The organism is Pseudomonas sp. CFBP 5748, assembly GCF_053850495.1.
This window is the reverse complement of the sequence record NZ_JBSPTN010000019.1, coordinates 24,398-42,946: the sequence shown is the minus strand read 5'-3', so window position 1 is coordinate 42,946 and position 18,549 is coordinate 24,398. Positions and strand designations below refer to the sequence as shown.

Sequence of the window (18,549 nt, the reverse complement as noted above, 5' to 3'; positions counted from 1 at the left end):
CCGGCCCTGTGTGCAGTATGGGCCACTATTGGGCCAATACTGCTTGCGCGGTACGGATAAAGGGCTGCAATTCGGCGTGGGCCGGGGTCGATATATTGACCTCTTGCTGGCGTTTGGCGCCCAGGTAGTGCTGGCTGAACACGTCGAAATAGGCATCCAGGGCCGACGCGGCGTCACTGTCCCCTGCCAGTTCCAAGCACAACGCCGCTACTTCGGCGGTGCACAGGTGCTCGCTGCGGGTCGAACGGCGCAAGCGGTAGCGCGACAGCTTGTCGGGCAGCAGGCTCAGGATCGGCAAGCGGTCAAAATACGGGCTTTTACGGAAAATCTTACGCGCCTCCGTCCAGGTCGCGTCCAGTAAAATGAACAGCGGACGCTTGCAAGGATCGAGATCAACCGTGTGGGTGACTCGCGATGGCTCGACATATTCACCGGGAAATACCAGGTAGGGCTGCCATTGCGGGTCATTGAGCAGCGCCAGCAGTTGCTCGTCGACTTCAGTGCGCGACCAGATGAACGCATGATTGTCGCGCACCACGTCAGCTATCAGCCAACCGGTGTTGCTTGGCTTGAACACTTCCTTGTTGGTCATGATCAGGCAAACCCCGGAACGGGTCTCGACACTCGGCCGCCAGGCGCACAGGCAATGGCTCTCGATCACCCGGCAGGCGCTGCACCGGGGGGCGCGCCAGCCACGGGCCTGAATCGGCTTGATACCTTCATCGATGCGCTGGTCGCGCAGGCGGGCGACGGCGTTAGGGGCATGGTTCATCGTGGGCAACGCCGACAGACAGGAAAACTCGACACGAACAACACTCGGCAGGGCAAGAAAGGCCGGCAGTCTACCAGAGCGCGCAAGCCTGTACCGTCCGCCCGGGCTCCCCTATAATTTCTCGCCACTGAACGCACAGTCATGTGATCGGTCGAACCACCAGTCACTGAACCAGGAGAGTTTCATGCTGCGCCTTATCGTCCCTACCGTTGCCGTTCTGCTGGCGACGTCCCTCAGCGCTCAGGCTGCTTCGCTGAAAGAACTCGAACTGAACAAGATGCTGCAGAACGTGGCCACGCAAAGCAGCGTCGGCACGCCGCGGGCGATCAGCGAAGATATTCTTGACCAGGGTTACACCGTCGAAGGCACCGAGCTGATCAATCACCTCAGCGTGCAAAGCAGCCATGCCCAGAAAATGCGCGCTGACCCCAAGGCTGTTTATTTCCAGTTGGGTTCCACGGTATGCACCAACCCAGGCTTCCGCAAGCTGATGGCCAAGGGTGCCACCATGCGCTACGAGTTTACCGAGGTTAAAACCAACCGCCCGGTCGCGACTGAACGCTTCCAGGAATCGGACTGCCCGAAACCGGCCAAGACCAAGAAGTAATCAACCCGCGCGCGCGCGTCGCTGCTCATCGTCGGCGCGCAGTTCCGCCACCAGCGCCTGCAAATAACGCGAGCGCCATGCCCGGCCTTCCAGCCGGCGGTAGCATTCCTCCTCAAGACTTACCCGATTGGCCTGAGCCGCTTCCAACAGCATCAGGTGCAACTGACTGTCGAGTTCCAGAGTTACCCTGGTCATCTCTCCCGCCTCCATGCCCGATCCGTTTCAATCCATCGCGTGGCGCCCAGCCCTGAGCGCCGCATCACATTGGCACGCTTGTTATCAGTAAATCAGAGCGGCGCGAACCTGGTCGCCAATCTGACGAGCGGTGGGGTCCTTCAGCGGTTGCCAACGGTCGCTTTTGAGCGCCATGATCAAGGCTGCGAAGATCAGCTAGATTCAGAAGTACCTCTTTTTATCGGGCAGAACGAGGCTGCCCTGCCAGCACCTTGCCGTGTGATTGTTTTTCATCCAAGGGATAAACAGAACCTGTTGGATGGCTTGATCGCTTTGCTGCAGACCGCGTCAAGCCAGGTCGAACACCCAGGCATGGGCCTGGGCCGACAATGACACACGGAGTGTCGTGGCCCTGACGAATCTCTCGTTCGGGCCAGGGTTCTGTTAAGAAGGAGAAGTTGAATGCCTTATAAACCGAATGACCTGCTCAGTCGTCATTTTGAGAACCATGGCCACGACCTCACCCGCAAGGTCGAAGAGCAACTCAACCTGGTATCCCCCAACAGCCCCAACCTCCCCATCTACCGCGACATGATCCTGACCGTGCTGCGCATGGCCCAGGAAGATCACAACCGCTGGAATGCCAAGATCACCCTGCAGGCACTGCGGGAACTGGAACATGCATTCCGCACGCTCGAACAATTCAAGGGGCGACGCAAGGTCACCGTTTTCGGCTCGGCTCGCACGCCCATCGAGCACCCCCTGTATGGCCTGGCTCGAGAGCTGGGGGCGGCCCTGGCCCGTTCGGACATGATGGTCATCACGGGCGCCGGCGGTGGCATCATGGCTGCCGCCCATGAAGGCGCGGGTCGGGACCACAGCCTGGGATTCAACATCACCCTGCCTTTTGAGCAGCACGCAAACCCGACCGTCGAAGGCACACCGAACCTGTTGCCGTTCCACTTTTTCTTTACCCGCAAACTGTTTTTCGTCAAGGAGGCCGACGCGTTGGTGCTCTGTCCAGGCGGCTTTGGCACCCTTGATGAAGCACTGGAAGTCCTGACACTGGTGCAAACGGGTAAGAGCCCGCTGGTACCGGTGGTATTGCTGGACGTTCCTGGGGGCAAGTTCTGGCAAGGCGCCCTGAACTTCATCCGTGAGCAACTGGAGGAAAACCGCTACATCCTACCCACTGACTTGAAACTGATGCGGCTGGTGTACAACGCCGAAGAGGCCGTGGAAGAGATCAACCAGTTTTACCGCAACTTCCACTCCAGTCGCTGGCTCAAGCATCAGTTTGTGGTCCGCATGAATCACAAGCTCAGCGAACAGGCGCTGCAGCAGATGCAAGTGGACTTTGCCGACCTGTGCCTGAACGATTGTTTTCATCAGCACGACTACAGTGGCGAGGAGCACGACGAAGCCCAGTTCAGTCATTTGACGCGACTGGCATTTACCTTCAACGCCCGCGATCACGGCCGTTTAAGGGAACTGGTGGATTACATCAACCTGCCGGAAAACTGGGCCCAGCCCACCCCTGAACCTCGCCCCCTTACATGGGAGCCGATCAAGGTAACCTGAGCCCATAAAAAAACGGCCCGCTATCGAAATAGCGGGCCGTTCTTGTTTAATCATCCATGCCTCGACCGCTGAACAAGCGGCTAATCATCTCCATGGAATAGCCTCGATACGCCAGGAAACGCCCTTGCTTGGCGCGTTCTCGTGCATCGATGGGCAAATGCCCTGAGAACTTGCGACGCCAGGTGTCCGTCAATTGCTCCTGCCAATCGATACCACTTTCGCGCAGGGCCAGTTCTATATCCGGGCGTTGCAAGCCTCGTTGGCCGAGCTCCTCACGAATTCGTAACGGACCATAACCGGAGCGGGCGCGATAAGAGACAAAACTCTCAAGGTAGCGGGCTTCCGATAACAGGCCCTCTTCCGTCAAACGGTCGAGAGCCGCATCGATCAACTCATCGGGAGCACCGCGCTGACGCAGTTTACGCGTCAGCTCGACCCTACCGTGCTCGCGCCTGGCGAGCAGGTCCATCGCGGTTCGTCGCACCGCGACGAGGGTATCGAGTACGACGGTCATCGAATCGATCAGATGTCAGCGTCAGCCAGATCGTCTGCAGTCTCGCGGTTGGCCACTGCCTTGACGTCTGCCACCGGGCTCAGCAGTTTGTCACGCAATTGCTTCTCGAGGGCTGCGGCAACTTCCGGGTTGTCCGCCAGGAACTTGGCCGAGTTGGCCTTGCCCTGTCCGATCTTGGTGCCGTTGTAGGCATACCAGGCGCCGGATTTTTCGACGAAACCGTGCAGCACACCCAGGTCGATCATCTCGCCATTGAGGTAGATGCCCTTGCCGTAGAGAATCTGGAACTCGGCCTGACGGAACGGCGAAGCCACCTTGTTCTTCACAACCTTGACGCGGGTTTCGCTGCCGACAACCTCATCACCTTCTTTCACCGCGCCAGTACGGCGGATGTCCAGACGGACCGAAGCGTAGAACTTCAGCGCGTTACCACCCGTGGTGGTTTCCGGGCTGCCGAACATCACGCCGATCTTCATACGGATCTGGTTGATGAAGATCACCAGGCAGTTGGCGTTCTTGATGTTACCGGTGATCTTGCGCAAGGCCTGGGACATCAGGCGAGCCTGGAGGCCCACGTGCATGTCGCCCATTTCACCTTCGATTTCAGCCTTTGGCACCAGCGCCGCCACAGAGTCGACGATGATCACGTCAACCGCATTGGAACGCACCAGCATGTCGGTGATTTCCAGGGCCTGTTCACCGGTGTCCGGCTGGGAAACCAGCAGGTCATCGACGTTGACGCCCAGTTTGCCGGCGTATTCCGGGTCCAGGGCGTGTTCGGCGTCGACGAAGGCGCAGGTCGCACCAGCTTTTTGAGCCTGGGCGATCACGGACAGGGTCAGTGTGGTTTTACCGGACGACTCAGGACCGTAGATTTCAACGATACGGCCTTTTGGCAGGCCGCCGATGCCCAGCGCAATGTCCAGGCCCAGGGAGCCGGTGGAGATGGAAGGAATAGCCTGACGGTCCTGATCGCCCATACGCATTACGGCACCCTTGCCGAATTGACGTTCGATCTGACCCAAGGCCGCAGCCAAGGCTTTCTTCTTGTTGTCGTCCATTAAAGTCCTCACGTAATCAATAAGGCCTGACGGCCAACACCTGTATAAGTAGCCAGTATTATTCCACAGCGATTACAGATCGCCTACCCCTGATTTGAGATTTCTACAGCGGCATGTTGTAACAGCCCCTCTAGCGCGGCCTTCACCGTTTGTCGGCGGACCTCATCGCGGTTGCCCGAAAAGAATCGCTGCTCACTGGTGACCGTCTCGCCAACGCCCCAGGCGAGCCACACGGTGCCCACCGGCTTGTTCGGCGAACCACCGTCCGGCCCCGCCACGCCGCTGACCGCCACGGCAAAACGCGCCAGGCTCTTGTGCTGGGCACCCCGCACCATGGCCTCGACCACCTCGCGGCTGACCGCCCCCACCGTCTCGAACAACTCGCTCGGCACATTCAACTGCTGAGTCTTCTGGCGATTGGAATAGGTCACATAACCGGCCTCGAACCAGGCCGAACTCCCGGGAATCCGAGTGATTGCCTCGGCAATCCCGCCGCCGGTGCAGGACTCAGCCGTGGTCACATGGGTATTGAGCACCTGCAGGCGCCTGCCCAGTTCAGCAGCCAGTTCGGTAATGTCGTCCATGAAGCTCTCCTGATTCGACGCAATGAGGCCTACCGTACACGAGCAGTCGAAGCTTGCAAGGCTCGCCGGATTACCGACCCAGCGCCCTGATATAGGCCTGACAGGCCTGCAAGGCAATCAATCCGCGATCACCGGCGTCGGTGATGGCGATAATTCGTTGAGCATGCGCCGGGTCAAGTCGGGCACGTGGGGCACCATGATCCACGTCGCTGGCGCGGGTGGTGGCAGGCACTGCACAACCGGCGGCGACATCGTCGGCGTCGAGGAGGACTGACAACCGGACATCGGCAGTAGCAAGGCGATCGCGCAGGCGATCCTGGTCACGTTGGGCATCGCTCAAGGCTCGGTAATGGGTTTGTTCGCTGGCAGAGAGTTGTTGTTCCAGGGCCAGGCGTTTGTCGTGCTCGGCCTGGGCTTGGGCCGAGGCAGCTCTGCTTATGGTGTTCAGATCGGACTGATGCAGGCCGGCCTGCTCCGCCAACTGCTTGCCGTAGCGCCAGTCCTGGACCTTCCACGTTCCGCCGACGACCAGCAGCAGGAGCGTCAGCACGCCGACCACCCAGAGTTTCAGCCCGGCGAGACTCAAGCCAGCACCTGCAGCGCCCGGACATACAGTGCTCGCCGATCTGCGGCGCCATTCTGACCACCGTTGATCCGTCGTGTGATTTTGTCGAAGGCGCCCACGTCCGCCAGGGTGTTCAAACCGCGAGAGGACCAGAACCAGGCAGCGGACATCGCGGCCCATTGCGGTTGCTCCAGCAGCTCAGGTTGATTGATCAGGTCCAGGCCCAGGGACTCTCCGCACTCTGCGTAGTTGGTCCGGCCGGTGATCTGGATCAGCCCCCGCCCACGATACTTGAAGCCATCACCAGGCATGGTATTGCCCAGGTCGTCCCTGCCTTCATACCGGGTCTGGGCCGGAGTCGGGCCCCACAGTTCGCGAACATAGCGAAGTTGACCAGACTCATGGCCAATCTGCGCCATGAAGGCCGCGGTTCTTAATGGCCCGACAATCTGGTAGCACCCCATGGCCGTGCTGAGAATAGACGCAAAAACGCCGGCTTTGGTGCCGGCGTTCGGGAGGATCTGCAGCAATTGCTGCTCTGTGACGGGCATAACTCTTCTCCATGCGCAAAAATCAGCCTGTGCGCCGCAGGTACGCAGGCTGCGTACTAATTCGAAGCCACCGGCCACTTGATATCCATGGGGAAGTCTGGTTGCTGGCTTATCCGATTCAACGCGACTCGATATTGTTTCCACTGTTTCAGGTACGTCTCCTCCTCTGGGGTTTCATCTCCCAGGTCTACGGCATCCTGGAGTGGCGCAATACGCAGCGCAGCTGCAACCAAGAGTTCGTCACGCCGAGCCAGTGCCTTATCTGCAAGATCAGAAACGTTGGGCTTCTGGCTTTCTTCCCACGCGAACTCCACATTTTCCCAAGTGGGTTTGGGCCGCTCATCGTTCCACGAGAGCATTTCGAAGGAATCACGAGTGTTATCGGTCAGACTGCCGAAATACTGCGCAGCCGGAACGAGCCATTCAATTGCCATTGAAACATCCATCAAAACAACCTCCACAAAGTAATATCGCTATAAACCTCGTTACTACCGAGCGAGAGCGCATAGCCCATCCCGGTACCGTTTGAAGTTACAGCAGCGTTCATTTGCAGCTCCACTACCTTAGAAGCACTCAATATGAATGAGCCCATAATATGAGCAAGAGAGTTGGTCAGATTTCCGGTACGTAAGGCACCGTTACCGATACCCTCCAAAACCGCAATCGAGTCTGTAACGTTGTAGAGTCGCAGCCTGGCGTTGTAGATGTCGCCTATCGCTGACTGCCCCATCAGGAAGTATGTGCCCGCCGGAAGCGTCAGTTGATTAGAGGTTAGAGTTGCGCCTGGGATGTTATTGACTACAGCGGTGTTCAGATCACGGGTGCGCCATGCTCCCGTGGTGTAGGTTCCTCCAGCGGTGCCAAGAGGTTTGATATCCCGGAAGTTAGCTAAACGCCTGGCAAAGCTAGTTGCTCCAGTAGCAGCTTGATTCGCCGCCAGCTTTAAGGGGGTGACAGCTGTTGCATCGTCAGTTCCGGTGCTGACCTGGGCCTGGGTGGCGAGCTGGACAATTCCTGAACGGGACTCGGTGGCCGTTCTGGACGCGAGACCCGCTGCAGTTACCGCCCGCTCAGTGTCCGCTCCAGCTTGCGTCTCTGCATTCGTGGCCAACTCGACAAGCCCGCGAACAGATGCAGAGGCTGCGGGTGGTGCGGCAGGGATTGCGGCAGCTATCTTCATGGTTATCGCAGCCAGAAGCTGCGCATTGTTGTCCTCGTTCGGAACCAACCCGCCGGATGTAATCACATTCAGCACTTCCTCTGTGACGGCATTTCCCCATTGAGCAGGAATTAACGACCCAGGCGTGCCTGCTACCAAGTCTTCATCTACAAATTTCCCATCGACCAAACCAACGCTCGGTATACTTTTTGGAAAGTCCACGCTATATCCCTCAGTTGTTGTAATTTATTTGCACGATCGTGTTCGCAGGCGCAGCGCGCCGGATCTGACATTCGAGTGGGTTCCCAGGGTTCAAACCAAACTGCTCGCCCCAGTAACTCACACCGAAGCGCCGGCCCTGTCGCTGGCGTCCGCCGGTGTTCAAGGTCCACATGAACTGAGCGTTCCAAGTACCGAAACGCGCCAGTCCAAAACGAGAACGCCCCATCCGAGGTGTTCGGTGTTCGGTTATGGCGGCCTCTGGGTAACCCTGACTGATCGCTATGTCTATGAAGTAAGACCGGCTCTGCCCGCCGACCTCAACGAGCCTTCGCCGAACCGCCAACCTCCTGTCTTCAAATGCAGGATTAAGCCCCAGACACGGATCAGGCAGGTTCATCACCCTCTCCCAATCCGGCACCAGTTCGCTCACTCCCGCCGGGTCCATTTCGTGGAGCAGGTCGGCGGCGCGGGCGTCGAGGCGGGCCAGTTCCTGGGCGATGCCTTCCAGCACTTCGTCCAGCTCCGGCACACGCTCCGGATCCCACGCCGGACCACTGGGCAGCAGGCTGCGCAGCTGGGCCTGGTACTGTTCGGCGGTTCTTATTCCAGCCATACGCAGCCTCCGAAGGTCAGCAGTTGATTGCTGGCCGCCACTACATCGGCACTCGGCGCAGTGAGTTTGTGGTCGGTTTCGCCAGTAGCACTGCTGATGGCTTCGGCGATGTGGGTCAGCAACAGGGTTTCGCCAAGACCGGCTTCGCGGTTATGCAAGTCGCGCAGCTGGGCTTCGATGGCCGCGCGCACGGCGCTGGTGTCCGGGGTGATGCGCAACCGGTAGGTCACGGGGACCTGGGTCGGCGCCAGCACATGCATCTCGGCGGTCACCGGGCGCAGCGGTTCGATATAGGCGCGGACTTCCTCCAGTTGCTCGGCATTGGGAATCGGCTGCGGGTCGTCGTCACGCATGACGAACAGGCCAACGGTGCCAGGGCCCAAATAGCTGCCGCGACACCAGGCGCGGGTGATACCGGGACATTCCAAGGCCCAGGTTTCATAGTCCTGGGCCGAGCCGCCATGGGGGATGATGCGATAGGAGCGGATCACCCGCGCCCGCAGTGATTCGAGGCTTTCCCGGGCGACACCGCCGGTCAGTCCTGGGGCCAGCACAGTGAAGCTGCTGCCGATGCCGAGAATCGGTTGAACTGGCGTCAACACCAGGCCTGCGTCGGCGTTGCCCAGGCTGCCGGCGTCCAGCGCGGCAATAGTGGTGCTGTTCAGGCCGTTGCTGGTGGTGCGGGCGTTAGTCACTTTGTAGCTGCGACCATCGCTGGATTGCAGCAGCGTGTCGACATCCAGCACCGCGCCAGCGGTGGCGGTGAAGCTGACGCTGCCGCTGGCCACCTGGGCCGCTTTACGCGCCTGGTTCAGGCGCAGGGCGGCGATGCGTTCCAGAGTCGATTCGTCGGCCTTGTCCGGCAGGATCTGCTCGGCGATCCAGTCCAGGTAGCCATACAGGCCATAGGCGGCGCCGCCAAGGGTGCGGGCCAACACTTGGGCATCGGACTGGCGCAGCGAATCGCTGGCCAGGTCGCTTTGGGCGCGCTTGATCAGCACCGGCAGCGAAGGGGTTTCAAACGGCATAGGTCACCTGCCAACTGTTATCGGGGTTGATGTCCAGGCGCTCGCCGTCGGCCAGGGTCAGGACCGTGCGCAGGTTCAGGCGCTGGGCATCGAGGCGTTCACTGATGATCTCGATGGCCCGGCAGTGGCCGTCGTCGATCAGCCATTGCAAGGCTTCACGGGCATAGAACTCGGCGTCGAGTTGGGTCTGGCGGGTCAGCTTGACCCGGCGCAGGAGCCACAGCCGCGAGCCGATGCGGTCGTCGGCGACCGTAGGAAAGGTGTCGCCCCACCAGCCGAAACGTTCGTCGTCATCGACGGCATCGTCGTCAGCGGCGCGACGCCAGCTGAACAGGCTGATCAGCACCGAGCGAGTCAGCGCGGCGTGCAGGTTCTGGCTGATGAACATCACTGGCCTCCCGCCGGCGCGCCGGTCTGCCCGTTGCCGGCCTGAACGCCGACATGCACGTGCTTGATCTGGCTGATACCGGCGGCGATCTGGTCGCCTTGGGAAACGAGTTTGCCGGTGTGGTTGATGACCGGGCTGTCAATGTTCACCGCGTTGCTGGCGCGGATGTTCAGAGTCACGGTGTCGATGTCGATCACGCGGCCACGCTTGAAGTGGATCTTGTCGCCCTCGTCGGTGTAGATCGCCACTTCGCCAGGGGCCAGGGCCTTGAGGCGGAAACGACGGTCGGCGACCACCAGCACCACGGCATGGGAGCGATCACCGCCCAGGAACGTGGCGATGCCCTCGGCGCCGGCCAGTGGATTGCTGGTGAAGCCGTAGGGTTCGAAGTGCTCCATGTCGTCGTTCACTTCGCCGGCGGTGAGGCGCATTTGCAGCGATTGCAACTTGGTGGCCGAATTGGCGAGCACGACAGTGCCGCGCGCCAGGAGGCGGGTCAGTAGGCTCATTGGGTTTCCTTCGGAATCGGCAGAACAGCAATTTGGCGGCTACCCCGGAACAGCGTGGGAGCGAGCTTGCTCGCTCCCACAGGGGTTGTGCAGTGGCCGAGGGGTTGGCGTTGGGCTCAGGTTTTGGGTGGGCGTCGGGTTCGCGTCGAAGGTGTGGGGGGGGGCGACTTGCAGGGTGGTGATGGAGCCTTGGGCGGACAGCGACCAGGTCACTTTGGAGATCAGCATGTCGCCATCAAAACCCAGCACCGGGTCGATCACCCGCACCAGTGTGTTGTGTCGCCACAAGTCGCCATTGGCCTGGCGCCAGCCTTGCACACGGTAGGTGGTGGTCTGGGCCTTGCCGGTGCGGATCGCGTTTTCCCAATCGGCCCGTTGCTGGGCCAGTTCGAAAGTCAGTTGCGCGCTCTCGCTGATCACCGTCACCCGCTTGCGCTTGAAGCTCAAGTCAGTGGAGGTGCCGCAGACTTCGCTCACCGCCGCCCCGCTTTGCTGGTCATTGCCCTTGTGCTGACCGATGACCCGGTATTCGGAAAACACTTGGCTGTAGTCCATCGCTGCGTTGCCGGAAAGAATGTTCTTGCCCAACTCCAACACATCACTGGCCCTCCCGCCGCTGCCGGGTTTGGCCAGTAGCACACGTCCTTGTGCGTCGTCAGTGGAAAACACCCGGAACAACGTCAGCAAACGGTCGATGGATTGAAAGACCGTTTCCCCCGGGACGATGCTGTGCTCACTCAACCGCGCGGTTTCCGGAATTTCGCTGATCACCCCCACGCCATATTGAGAAGCCAGGGCCTGGACAATGCTCAGCACCGTTTGCCCGCGCCATTGGCTCGGGCGATTGATCGCCGCGCAATCCACCAGGTCCTGGGTTTTGGAGCCACCTTCAATGCTGAGGCTGATCTGGCGTCCGTCGTAGCTGACCGGCGCCTTGAACACATAGCCGCTGAGCACTAGGTCGGCACCGATGCGCACCTGGCACTCATCGCCCGGCCGAATCGGCACCGATTGCGTCTGCCCCGGCCATTGCCAGGTGATGTCGAGCTTGAATGTGCGGAACTGGCGCTCCAGGTCCGCACTGATTTCCACGCTTTTCCAGCCGCCGTAATCCAGCCCGCCGACGGTAAGCGAGACAGCGTTGTCGTGCTCATTCATGGCTTACTCCCCCGAGACTTTCAGGTCGTTGGGCGGCAGGAAACCCGGATGGGCTACACCGTTGCGCTGGGTCACTTCAGTCACCCGGGTGGCATCGGCAAACTGCTGATACGCCACCACCAACGCCGGCAAGCTTTGCTTGAACGACAGGTTGATCAGCCTTACGCCCGACGACGCTACCGCCGTCAGGTGCGCGGCCATTTGCTGACGCAGGCTGTTCAGCGCCTGGTAGTGATCCGGATCGGCCTTGAGCGAGGCTTGCCAGATGGCCTCGTTGAGGGCATCGCGCAAGGCCAGGACATCATCGGCCACCGGCACGTCCCGACGCTGGACCGGTTGCACCGCCTGTTGCGCCACCGAGGGTGTAGCGCCCAACTTGACCGCCGGTGCCGCCACCGGCATCGCCGCAATCCATTGCGCGGCCTGCACCAGTAGCGTGTCCTGCACCAGATCGGCCACGGCCTGGGCCGCCGCCGTGGTGTCCTTGCCGGTGGTGAGCTTGGGAGCGTCGGCCTGACGAATCGCTTCCACCTGTTGCGACACGCTGGCAATCACGCCGCGATAGCCGTCACGGGCAAAGTCCTTCAACTCCCGGATGTCACCCAGCAACCCCTTGAACTCGGCGACCACTTCCTTGGGCAGCTCTTTCACCGCCTTGACCAGATCGCTGAGTTGCCGATAGGTCTCGATCAACGGCTTGAGCTCTTGCTCGATCACGCCGTAGACCTCCTTGAGACTATTGCGCAGGTCAGCGATGCCGATCCGCGCGGCCTTGATCAAGGTCATGGCGTCCTCGAAACGCCGCACCGCCGAACCGAGGAAGCTGTCAGCCGAGACCAGCAACAGTTTCTGGCTGTTGATCGCGGCCGAGGGGAATTGCAGTGGTCGGTCGGGGTAGAACTTCAGGGCGAAGGTCACCAGCCCGCCGTCCTGGCGGGTGTGGGTCATGTCGCATTCACCGACCTTGACCTGCAGACGCCCCAGCCACGGATGCACCAGTTCGCCGCTGCCCTGCTCCAACGCCTTGAGCAACTTGTCGCGCTGCTCCAGGCAATCGGGGCCGACAATGAATGCAGTCAGCTCATGAATCTTCGCTTGCTGGCCGAGCCCTTCGAAGAACGGCTGGTCGCGCTGTGGGTACTCGTGCAACTGCCCCTTGTGGCCGACCGGGGTTTTCGCCTGATCGACCCAGAACCCGACGCCACGAAACGACGCCGGCAATAAACGATCACGCCAGCTCATTGGAACCTCCTGTGGACAGTGAGCGATAGCCGATACGCGAGCTCACCGCCAGGGCCGGCTGATTGGTCTGTGGTGGATCGGCGCGCAACCCGGCCGGTGCATTTTCGAAGCGCACGGTCAGGCCGCCTTCGAGCTGCGTGCGATTGTTCGCGGCGCTTTGTTGCACCAGGGCACTGGAGGTTTGCGGCAATGCGCCCGGCGCCAATGCGGTCTTCGCCGGCAGGTTGCCCGGCGTTGGCGCAAGGTTGGAAGACAGGCCCGCAGGCGGTTCACTGGCCCCGCCAAAAAACGCCGGCGCCAGCTCACCCTTGCCTTCGGCGTTGGTCTTTCGCTGCGCCTCGGTCAGCCCTTCGACCTTGCCGGTGAAGGTGGTGATGATTTCGCCGAAGCCACCGTTGAAGAACGCCTTGATCGGCGCGATCACGCCCTGCAGCTCGTCCCACCATTGAGTGAACCACTCACCCACCGGTCCCCACTGTTTGATGAGACCCTCGATGGGCGACCAGTCGAACAAACCGCTGAACACCGCCAGCATGATCGACACCTGATTGCGAATGCCTTCCCAGATCCCGGCGAAGACTTCACCGATCGTGCCCCAGTTGGCCATGATCAGCCCCAGCGGCGTCCAGTCGAACAGGCCTTTCAAGGCGTCCATCACCGGCACGGTCAGGGCTTTGAGCAAGTCCCAGATTGCCGCGAACAGACCGCTCAGTGGCGCCCAGTTGGCGATGATCAAACCCAAGGGTGACCAGGCGAACAATGTTTGCATGAAGCCAATGATGGGGGTTGCCGCCGCCACGATCACGTTCCAGAGTGCGCCAAAAAAGCTGCTGATCGGGCCCCAGTTGCTGATCACCTGCCCCAGCGGGGTGAAGGCAAACATCGTCTTGAAGAACTCGACCATCGGCATAACGATCGGCGCCAGCTTCTGCCAGAGTCCGGCGAAGAACGCCGAAATCGGCGTCCAGTGGGCGATGATCATGCCTGCCGCCAAGGCGATGCCCATGGCAATCAAGCCAATGGGGTTCATCTTCAAGGCCAGGTTGACCACTTCCAAGGCCTGGCTCGCACCGCTGACTGCCGTCTGGATCGCGTTGAACGCCACCACACCTGTCGCCAGCCCCTGCACCAGTTGCGGGTTGTCCTGCAGCACTTGAGCCACACCAGTGACCATCGGCTGCAAGCTGGCCGCTGCCGCGTTGATCGCCGGCCCCAGCGCCGAGCCGAACTGCACCGATACATTGCTGATGGAAGTCTTCAATCCATCCAGGCTCTGTGCCGCCACACGCGGCGCTTCAGGCGCCTCCAAGCTGCTGGCCGCCACGTTCGCCGCGCCCACTTCACCTTTGAACGCCTCTGCTGACTTGAGCCCTTCCACGAACGGCTTGACCAGGCCGCCGTCCGGGAGCAGCGCGGAAATATCCAGGCTGCCCAGGCCCGTGGCATCGAGGTTCTGCTTGAAGCTCGCGACCTTCGCTCGAAGGTTGGCGAGCTTGGGGGACAGCTCGTCGATGCCAGTCAGCAGCAGCGCTTTTTTCTCTACCTTTTGTGTGTCTGCCATCACTGCACCTGCTGCATCGCATTGATCCGTTGCGCGTGCTCCAGGGATTCGCGGAGCACATCCAGTGGCCTGGCCATCATCTGTTCGGGGTCAACCTTCCAGAACCAGGCCAGGTCATAGGCGGCGGCGATCAGGTCGCCGATGGCTGCGACGCCGCACTCATGAAAAAACTCGCGACGGCCCAGCTCAGCGCGTTGAGGTCTGCCAGATCCAACTGGTTGACCGACGACGGTGGGATACCCGCGCAGACTGCGATGTATTTGGCCGCGACATCCATGTCCAGGCTCACCTCCTCGCTCTTGTCGATCTTGTACGGCAGCGCCTTGATCGCCCGGACTTCCTGCACCGTCGGACGGCGCAGGGTCAGTTCGCTCACAGGCTCGCCGTGGGCCTCGATGGCCACGCGCAGTGTCACAACATCGCTCATTGCCAGGTCCCCTTGATGCCTTCGAACTTCAGTTCGATGGCGGCGTCGTCACCTTTGGAAACCGGCTCTTCCACCAGATAGGCGCCGGCCAGCACGTAGACTTTGCCGTTGTTGAATTCGCAGGTGACGGTCATGTCGGTGCCGGCCACCAGTTGCTTGAGCGGGAAGTCAGCGGTGTGCAGCGCCGTCACCTTGAAGGACGGGGCGATGTCGGTTTCCTTGTAGAAACCTGGTACGACGGTTTCGCGTTTGGTGAACATCAGTGGCGCTTCGCAGCCGCCATTAATGGTCAGTTGAGCGCCGTCCACTTTGACGTAGCAGGTGCCCGCAATCAGTTGACCCATGGTGTTTCTCCCTTCAATAAAAAGCCCACGCGAGGTGGGCTGAGTTCATACGATTGACGCAACCTTCAGGCGGCATCGTCGTATTGCAGGCGGAATTGATTGAGCAGCGCGAACACCCGCAAGCCGTTGATGTAATCCGGCGGGAACAGCACGTTGACCCGGCTCGGGTCCTGGCTATCGCGCTCGACGATCAAGTGCTCGGCAAACAGCTCGGCATTTTCCACGTGGCCTTCCAGTTCGAGCTTGGCGTACTGGGCGATCAGCTCACCGCGAATGGTGCTCGGCGTCACGATGGGTTGGCCGGCGCCAAAACGGGTGCCGTCGGAGGCCAGTTTGTGGCGACCGTACTTGCTGGTGATCACGCTTTGCAGACGCCGCACGATGAACGCCGACTGGTGCATGGTTTCGCTGTCCAGGTAGGAGTTGTCAGCCTGGCCAAAGGCGTTTTTCTGATAGGTGGTGATGGAACGCTGGATACGTACATAACCGCCTTCGTAATAAGCCGTGGCGATGCCGTAGTTGAGCAGCGACTGACGCTCGGTCAGGGTGAAACGTTCGCTGGCCGGGGCCGGATCCAGGCCCGGCAGGCTGCCGCTCTGGGTCGGACGGCTGGCGTCGGCAGAGATGAACACCGCAGTGCGGGCGGCCAGTGCGGCGGCCTGGACCCAGAACGGTTGCGGTACGCCCAACTCCAGGGCCTGGATGGTCATGTGCTGGTCGTTGCGCGCCTGACCGGCCGCCACCAGGGTGCCGATGCTACCGCGCTTGGCGCTATAGACATGGCCGAACAACTGCTTGGCCCAGGACCAGCGACCGGTGCTGTCGTCCATGACTGCTTGCCAAGTGTTGAGGCTCGCCAGATCAGACCATGGCATGGCGATGAACTCGAACGGTTCGTCGCCCAGGGCCGCGACGGCGGCGGTCTGGTCCGGCACACCGGCGCCACCGGTCATGGCGGTGACAGCCGTGGTCAGGCCTGCCGGGGTGTCTTCGCCGTTGCTCTTGCCCAGGCGATTGAATTGCAGGCCGATGTCGTTACCACTGTCGCCGGTCCACTTGGCGCTGAGGGTCACCACGCCTTCGGCGGCCACCGCGGTCACCGGCAGGTCGGCGGCGGCGTTGACTTTCAAGGCCAGCGCGGTGGCGGCTTGAGCGGCCGTCGCACCATTGACGATGGCCGCCTGAACGCGCACGCCGCCCACGTACAGGTTGAGCACACCGCTTTGAGTGGCGGCGCCGGTGAGGGTCAGCACGCCTTGTGCGATGGCCCCTGCGGTGTTGTGCAGCGGCAGGCACCAGATCTCACCCAGCGGGTCAGTCTTGCGCCAGGTTTCGTACATCGAGGCGAGCATCGAGCCCTGCCCGCCGATGCTCTTGGCCAGCGCGACGCTGGACACCAGCACCAGTTTGCCGACTTCGGCCGGGGCGACGTTGTCGTTGACCTGGGCGACGATCAACCGGCGCATGGCCGACGACGCGCTATTGGCGGCCGAGTTGTCCATTTCGGCGTAGAACAGCGGAACACGAATGTCCGCGGGAATGTTGCTGAATCCGATCGCCATTATTTGGCTCCCTGTGGTTTTGCCGCTTTCACGGTTTTGGTGGTGATATCGCCATCGGCCAGACGGCGACGCCACCAGGCGTTGTCCGGCACTTCACGGCCTTCGAGGGGCAACAGATCGCCCGCTTCCGGGTCCGGTACGGCACGGCCCGGGGCCGGCAGCACGGTGATGCGTTTGCTCATGGGGTTACGTCTCCAGAGAAGGTCAGTTCCACGCGCCCATCGGGGCCGGGACGTTTCAGGTTAGGGTCCGCCGGGTCGATGGCATCGACCCGCACGGTGGCCCCGGTAAAGGACGACAAGCCGTCCAGCTCACGTTCGTGCCAGCTTTCGGCAGGCTGGCTCGCCAGGTTGCGGCCCAGCTGGAACTCGGCGAAAAAACGCAGCCGGTACAACACACGGCTGCTGTTGATGGAAACCAGCTCTCCACCGTCGTATTCGATGCCGGTGTAATCGCCACCGGGTTTAAACCCCACCAGCGCCCGCCACAGCTCGGCCCGCAGGTCGTGCAACTGATCCAGCGCTGTTGTCGGGTCGGTGGAGTCGAGTATCAGGGTCACTTCGAAGCGGTCGCGGATCGCTTGCCGGGTGGCGTTTTGCGCAGCGTTTGCACTGGCCAGATCGTTGATCGGCACTACGTAGGCGCAGGGGGTTTGCAAGGTGGCGAGGTCAGTGCCCGCGGCCACGCGATTGGCGAGCGCAGGGCATTGCTCACGCAGCTGCGTGAGGATCGGCGTGATCTTCATGGAGGGCTCCAGTGATATGAAAGGCGCAGGCAGTCGGAAAACTGTGGGAGCGAGCTTGCTCGCGATAACGGTCTGACATTCGAAATTGAAGTCGACTGACACACCGCTATCGCGAGCAAGCTCGCTCCCACAGAGTTCGCGGTGTTTGAGGGAGTGGCGTCAGGCCCTGGCATCCAGGCAGGTCGCGTCAATCTCGCAGCGGTAGCTTTTTTCCCGGTCGCCGCTGGCGGTGACTTTGTCGATCGACCAGCGACCGCGCATGAAGTCCGGCCAGGAGGGGTCCAGCAGCACGATGCCTTCAGCGGACAATCCCGGGTTGCCTGGGCAGCCGATCTTCACCTTGAGGGCCTCGCGCATCATCCGCCGTACCTCGCCTTCACCGGCGGCGCGGGCGTCGTCTGCGCTCTGGAAACGTTGGCGCAGGGTCTTGAACGGCGCGAGACCGCTCTCCTCGACGCGCACTTTGCCGCCCGCCGCATCCCACCAACTGGTCTTGCAGCCCTGGTATTTCGCCCGGGCGGTTTCCTCCAGCTTGGCCGAGATAAAGGCGTTATCCCCCGGGCGATTATTGCTGGTCACCGACAGCTTTATCTCTGGCAGCACCTTGCCCGACAACGACTTCGCCTGACCACGCCGAGCCAGCACATACAACTCGTTGACCGGCTTGGCGACGGCGTCGTAACGGTGGGCCAGGCGCGTCAGGAACCCCATGTCGGTCTCGTTGGACTGGTCGATGTGCTCGATTTTTATCAGCGACAGGTCCGGCGCTACCCGAGGAGAAAAACCGTGCCTGGAGGTCAATTGCCGAAACAGCGCACCCAGGGTCGTCGGGCCGTGGCTGGCGGATCGGCGTTGTTTGAACCCGGTCTGGTCCGCCGCACTGAACGGCGCCGCCATGGCCACCAGGACAAGCTGCAAGGGAAACAGGATCGGCGTGCGTCGGGTAATGACGAACTCGCCTTTATCCACCAGCCCCGACTCCAGGTAACCAACCCGCAGACCGATTTTTCCGCCCAGGCTGGGCAACCCTTCAAGCCCGTCCAGACTGATCGTCAACGTCAGTTGATCGGACTCGATCCCCGCCGCATCGACGTGCGTCCACTTGAGCAAGCGCTCGTTGAGCAGTGCAGCGTTCGCACCGTAAATTTCCACCGCAGGCGTGAAACCCAGTGACATGTTGCC

The 18,549-nt window shown here is 61.2% G+C and carries 24 protein-coding genes; 2 read left to right on the top strand and 22 right to left on the bottom strand.

Going from position 1 to position 18,549, the window contains the following annotated elements; translation table 11 throughout:
- Nucleotides 1–25: 25 nt before the first annotated feature.
- Entirely contained in the window at nucleotides 26–772 is a 747-nt protein-coding gene (locus ACWNZ1_RS27825) for a tRNA-uridine aminocarboxypropyltransferase (protein ID WP_135843981.1), read from the bottom strand.
- 184 nt (nucleotides 773–956) lie between these two features.
- Here ACWNZ1_RS27825 and ACWNZ1_RS27820 point away from each other — a divergent pair, with 184 nt between their 5' ends.
- Complete coding sequence (locus tag ACWNZ1_RS27820) at nucleotides 957–1,379, top strand: PA3611 family quorum-sensing-regulated virulence factor (RefSeq protein ID WP_135843980.1); 423 nt, start codon at nucleotides 957–959, stop codon at nucleotides 1,377–1,379.
- On the opposite strand, the gene ACWNZ1_RS27815 is transcribed toward ACWNZ1_RS27820, so the two are convergent.
- Nucleotides 1,380–1,574 carry a hypothetical protein gene (locus ACWNZ1_RS27815; RefSeq protein ID WP_135843979.1) on the bottom strand — a complete coding sequence of 65 codons (195 nt, stop codon included), beginning with the start codon at nucleotides 1,572–1,574 and terminating at the stop codon, nucleotides 1,380–1,382.
- A 441-nt stretch (nucleotides 1,575–2,015) separates the two neighbouring features.
- Between ACWNZ1_RS27815 and ACWNZ1_RS27810 the strand changes: the two genes are divergently transcribed.
- Nucleotides 2,016–3,134 (top strand): LOG family protein, encoded by a 1,119-nt coding sequence (locus ACWNZ1_RS27810; RefSeq protein ID WP_135843978.1) that lies wholly within the window; start codon nucleotides 2,016–2,018, stop codon nucleotides 3,132–3,134.
- Between the two features lie 46 nt (nucleotides 3,135–3,180).
- Here the strand turns inward: ACWNZ1_RS27810 and recX are convergent, their stop codons facing one another.
- From recX to ACWNZ1_RS27710, 20 genes are all read right to left on the bottom strand, one after another.
- Complete coding sequence (recX, locus tag ACWNZ1_RS27805; protein ID WP_135843977.1) at nucleotides 3,181–3,648, bottom strand: recombination regulator RecX; 468 nt, start codon at nucleotides 3,646–3,648, stop codon at nucleotides 3,181–3,183.
- A gap of 8 nt (nucleotides 3,649–3,656) precedes the next feature.
- Nucleotides 3,657–4,709, bottom strand: coding sequence for a recombinase RecA (gene recA, locus ACWNZ1_RS27800; protein WP_079303629.1), 1,053 nt, complete (start codon nucleotides 4,707–4,709; stop codon nucleotides 3,657–3,659).
- 83 nt (nucleotides 4,710–4,792) lie between these two features.
- Nucleotides 4,793–5,293: a CinA family protein gene (locus ACWNZ1_RS27795; RefSeq protein ID WP_456028005.1), complete on the bottom strand. Its 501-nt coding sequence runs from the start codon at nucleotides 5,291–5,293 to the stop codon at nucleotides 4,793–4,795.
- A 70-nt stretch (nucleotides 5,294–5,363) separates the two neighbouring features.
- On the bottom strand, nucleotides 5,364–5,879 hold the full coding sequence (locus ACWNZ1_RS27790; protein WP_456028004.1) for a lysis system i-spanin subunit Rz: 516 nt from the start codon (nucleotides 5,877–5,879) through the stop codon (nucleotides 5,364–5,366).
- Entirely contained in the window at nucleotides 5,876–6,409 is a 534-nt protein-coding gene (locus tag ACWNZ1_RS27785) for a glycoside hydrolase family 19 protein (protein ID WP_456028003.1), read from the bottom strand. The genes ACWNZ1_RS27790 and ACWNZ1_RS27785 overlap by 4 nt, the downstream gene beginning before the upstream one ends.
- A gap of 56 nt (nucleotides 6,410–6,465) precedes the next feature.
- Nucleotides 6,466–6,855, bottom strand: a complete 390-nt coding sequence (locus ACWNZ1_RS27780) for a tail fiber assembly protein (RefSeq protein WP_456028002.1) — start codon at nucleotides 6,853–6,855, stop codon at nucleotides 6,466–6,468.
- Complete coding sequence (locus tag ACWNZ1_RS27775; protein ID WP_456028001.1) at nucleotides 6,855–7,790, bottom strand: hypothetical protein; 936 nt, start codon at nucleotides 7,788–7,790, stop codon at nucleotides 6,855–6,857. Before ACWNZ1_RS27775 ends, ACWNZ1_RS27780 begins: the two co-directional genes overlap by 1 nt.
- A 10-nt stretch (nucleotides 7,791–7,800) precedes the next feature.
- Nucleotides 7,801–8,403 (bottom strand): YmfQ family protein, encoded by a 603-nt coding sequence (locus tag ACWNZ1_RS27770; RefSeq protein WP_456028000.1) that lies wholly within the window; start codon nucleotides 8,401–8,403, stop codon nucleotides 7,801–7,803.
- Nucleotides 8,391–9,431, bottom strand: a complete 1,041-nt coding sequence (locus ACWNZ1_RS27765) for a baseplate J/gp47 family protein (protein WP_256452263.1) — start codon at nucleotides 9,429–9,431, stop codon at nucleotides 8,391–8,393. The genes ACWNZ1_RS27770 and ACWNZ1_RS27765 overlap by 13 nt, the downstream gene beginning before the upstream one ends.
- Nucleotides 9,421–9,819, bottom strand: a complete 399-nt coding sequence (locus tag ACWNZ1_RS27760) for a phage GP46 family protein (protein WP_135843966.1) — start codon at nucleotides 9,817–9,819, stop codon at nucleotides 9,421–9,423. Before ACWNZ1_RS27760 ends, ACWNZ1_RS27765 begins: the two co-directional genes overlap by 11 nt.
- The gene (locus ACWNZ1_RS27755) at nucleotides 9,819–10,328 is read right to left on the bottom strand and encodes a phage baseplate assembly protein V (protein WP_135843965.1); all 510 of its coding nucleotides are present in this window, start codon (nucleotides 10,326–10,328) and stop codon (nucleotides 9,819–9,821) included. Before ACWNZ1_RS27755 ends, ACWNZ1_RS27760 begins: the two co-directional genes overlap by 1 nt.
- 39 nt (nucleotides 10,329–10,367) lie before the next feature.
- On the bottom strand, nucleotides 10,368–11,486 hold the full coding sequence (locus ACWNZ1_RS27750) for a phage baseplate assembly protein (protein WP_456027999.1): 1,119 nt from the start codon (nucleotides 11,484–11,486) through the stop codon (nucleotides 10,368–10,370).
- Between the two features lie 3 nt (nucleotides 11,487–11,489).
- Nucleotides 11,490–12,728: a DNA circularization protein gene (locus ACWNZ1_RS27745; RefSeq protein WP_135843963.1), complete on the bottom strand. Its 1,239-nt coding sequence runs from the start codon at nucleotides 12,726–12,728 to the stop codon at nucleotides 11,490–11,492.
- Nucleotides 12,715–14,289: a phage tail tape measure protein gene (locus tag ACWNZ1_RS27740; RefSeq protein ID WP_135843962.1), complete on the bottom strand. Its 1,575-nt coding sequence runs from the start codon at nucleotides 14,287–14,289 to the stop codon at nucleotides 12,715–12,717. Before ACWNZ1_RS27740 ends, ACWNZ1_RS27745 begins: the two co-directional genes overlap by 14 nt.
- Nucleotides 14,290–14,419: 130 nt before the next feature.
- The gene (locus ACWNZ1_RS27735) at nucleotides 14,420–14,716 is read right to left on the bottom strand and encodes a phage tail assembly protein (RefSeq protein ID WP_003198316.1); all 297 of its coding nucleotides are present in this window, start codon (nucleotides 14,714–14,716) and stop codon (nucleotides 14,420–14,422) included.
- Complete coding sequence (locus tag ACWNZ1_RS27730) at nucleotides 14,713–15,060, bottom strand: phage tail tube protein (RefSeq protein ID WP_024618254.1); 348 nt, start codon at nucleotides 15,058–15,060, stop codon at nucleotides 14,713–14,715. The genes ACWNZ1_RS27735 and ACWNZ1_RS27730 overlap by 4 nt, the downstream gene beginning before the upstream one ends.
- A 65-nt stretch (nucleotides 15,061–15,125) precedes the next feature.
- Nucleotides 15,126–16,622: a phage tail sheath subtilisin-like domain-containing protein gene (locus ACWNZ1_RS27725; RefSeq protein ID WP_256452260.1), complete on the bottom strand. Its 1,497-nt coding sequence runs from the start codon at nucleotides 16,620–16,622 to the stop codon at nucleotides 15,126–15,128.
- Nucleotides 16,622–16,804 carry a DUF2635 domain-containing protein gene (locus ACWNZ1_RS27720; protein WP_039594435.1) on the bottom strand — a complete coding sequence of 61 codons (183 nt, stop codon included), beginning with the start codon at nucleotides 16,802–16,804 and terminating at the stop codon, nucleotides 16,622–16,624. The genes ACWNZ1_RS27725 and ACWNZ1_RS27720 overlap by 1 nt, the downstream gene beginning before the upstream one ends.
- Entirely contained in the window at nucleotides 16,801–17,367 is a 567-nt protein-coding gene (locus tag ACWNZ1_RS27715) for a phage tail terminator protein (RefSeq protein ID WP_265072765.1), read from the bottom strand. The genes ACWNZ1_RS27720 and ACWNZ1_RS27715 overlap by 4 nt, the downstream gene beginning before the upstream one ends.
- A 159-nt stretch (nucleotides 17,368–17,526) precedes the next feature.
- The gene (locus ACWNZ1_RS27710; protein ID WP_135843959.1) at nucleotides 17,527–18,543 is read right to left on the bottom strand and encodes a contractile injection system protein, VgrG/Pvc8 family; all 1,017 of its coding nucleotides are present in this window, start codon (nucleotides 18,541–18,543) and stop codon (nucleotides 17,527–17,529) included.
- Nucleotides 18,544–18,549 lie beyond the last annotated feature (6 nt).

Coding starts and splice junctions, on each gene's coding strand:
- ACWNZ1_RS27825 (WP_135843981.1), bottom strand. CDS start 772: ATGAACCATGCCCCTAACGCCGTCGCCCGCCTGCGCGACCAGCGCATC.
- ACWNZ1_RS27820 (WP_135843980.1), top strand. CDS start 957: ATGCTGCGCCTTATCGTCCCTACCGTTGCCGTTCTGCTGGCGACGTCC.
- ACWNZ1_RS27815 (WP_135843979.1), bottom strand. CDS start 1,574: ATGACCAGGGTAACTCTGGAACTCGACAGTCAGTTGCACCTGATGCTG.
- ACWNZ1_RS27810 (WP_135843978.1), top strand. CDS start 2,016: ATGCCTTATAAACCGAATGACCTGCTCAGTCGTCATTTTGAGAACCAT.
- recX (WP_135843977.1), bottom strand. CDS start 3,648: ATGACCGTCGTACTCGATACCCTCGTCGCGGTGCGACGAACCGCGATG.
- recA (WP_079303629.1), bottom strand. CDS start 4,709: ATGGACGACAACAAGAAGAAAGCCTTGGCTGCGGCCTTGGGTCAGATC.
- ACWNZ1_RS27795 (WP_456028005.1), bottom strand. CDS start 5,293: ATGGACGACATTACCGAACTGGCTGCTGAACTGGGCAGGCGCCTGCAG.
- ACWNZ1_RS27785 (WP_456028003.1), bottom strand. CDS start 6,409: ATGCCCGTCACAGAGCAGCAATTGCTGCAGATCCTCCCGAACGCCGGC.
- ACWNZ1_RS27780 (WP_456028002.1), bottom strand. CDS start 6,855: ATGGATGTTTCAATGGCAATTGAATGGCTCGTTCCGGCTGCGCAGTAT.
- ACWNZ1_RS27770 (WP_456028000.1), bottom strand. CDS start 8,403: ATGGCTGGAATAAGAACCGCCGAACAGTACCAGGCCCAGCTGCGCAGC.
- ACWNZ1_RS27765 (WP_256452263.1), bottom strand. CDS start 9,431: ATGCCGTTTGAAACCCCTTCGCTGCCGGTGCTGATCAAGCGCGCCCAA.
- ACWNZ1_RS27760 (WP_135843966.1), bottom strand. CDS start 9,819: ATGTTCATCAGCCAGAACCTGCACGCCGCGCTGACTCGCTCGGTGCTG.
- ACWNZ1_RS27755 (WP_135843965.1), bottom strand. CDS start 10,328: ATGAGCCTACTGACCCGCCTCCTGGCGCGCGGCACTGTCGTGCTCGCC.
- ACWNZ1_RS27750 (WP_456027999.1), bottom strand. CDS start 11,486: ATGAATGAGCACGACAACGCTGTCTCGCTTACCGTCGGCGGGCTGGAT.
- ACWNZ1_RS27745 (WP_135843963.1), bottom strand. CDS start 12,728: ATGAGCTGGCGTGATCGTTTATTGCCGGCGTCGTTTCGTGGCGTCGGG.
- ACWNZ1_RS27740 (WP_135843962.1), bottom strand. CDS start 14,289: ATGGCAGACACACAAAAGGTAGAGAAAAAAGCGCTGCTGCTGACTGGC.
- ACWNZ1_RS27735 (WP_003198316.1), bottom strand. CDS start 14,716: ATGAGCGATGTTGTGACACTGCGCGTGGCCATCGAGGCCCACGGCGAG.
- ACWNZ1_RS27730 (WP_024618254.1), bottom strand. CDS start 15,060: ATGGGTCAACTGATTGCGGGCACCTGCTACGTCAAAGTGGACGGCGCT.
- ACWNZ1_RS27725 (WP_256452260.1), bottom strand. CDS start 16,622: ATGGCGATCGGATTCAGCAACATTCCCGCGGACATTCGTGTTCCGCTG.
- ACWNZ1_RS27720 (WP_039594435.1), bottom strand. CDS start 16,804: ATGAGCAAACGCATCACCGTGCTGCCGGCCCCGGGCCGTGCCGTACCG.
- ACWNZ1_RS27715 (WP_265072765.1), bottom strand. CDS start 17,367: ATGAAGATCACGCCGATCCTCACGCAGCTGCGTGAGCAATGCCCTGCG.
- ACWNZ1_RS27710 (WP_135843959.1), bottom strand. CDS start 18,543: ATGTCACTGGGTTTCACGCCTGCGGTGGAAATTTACGGTGCGAACGCT.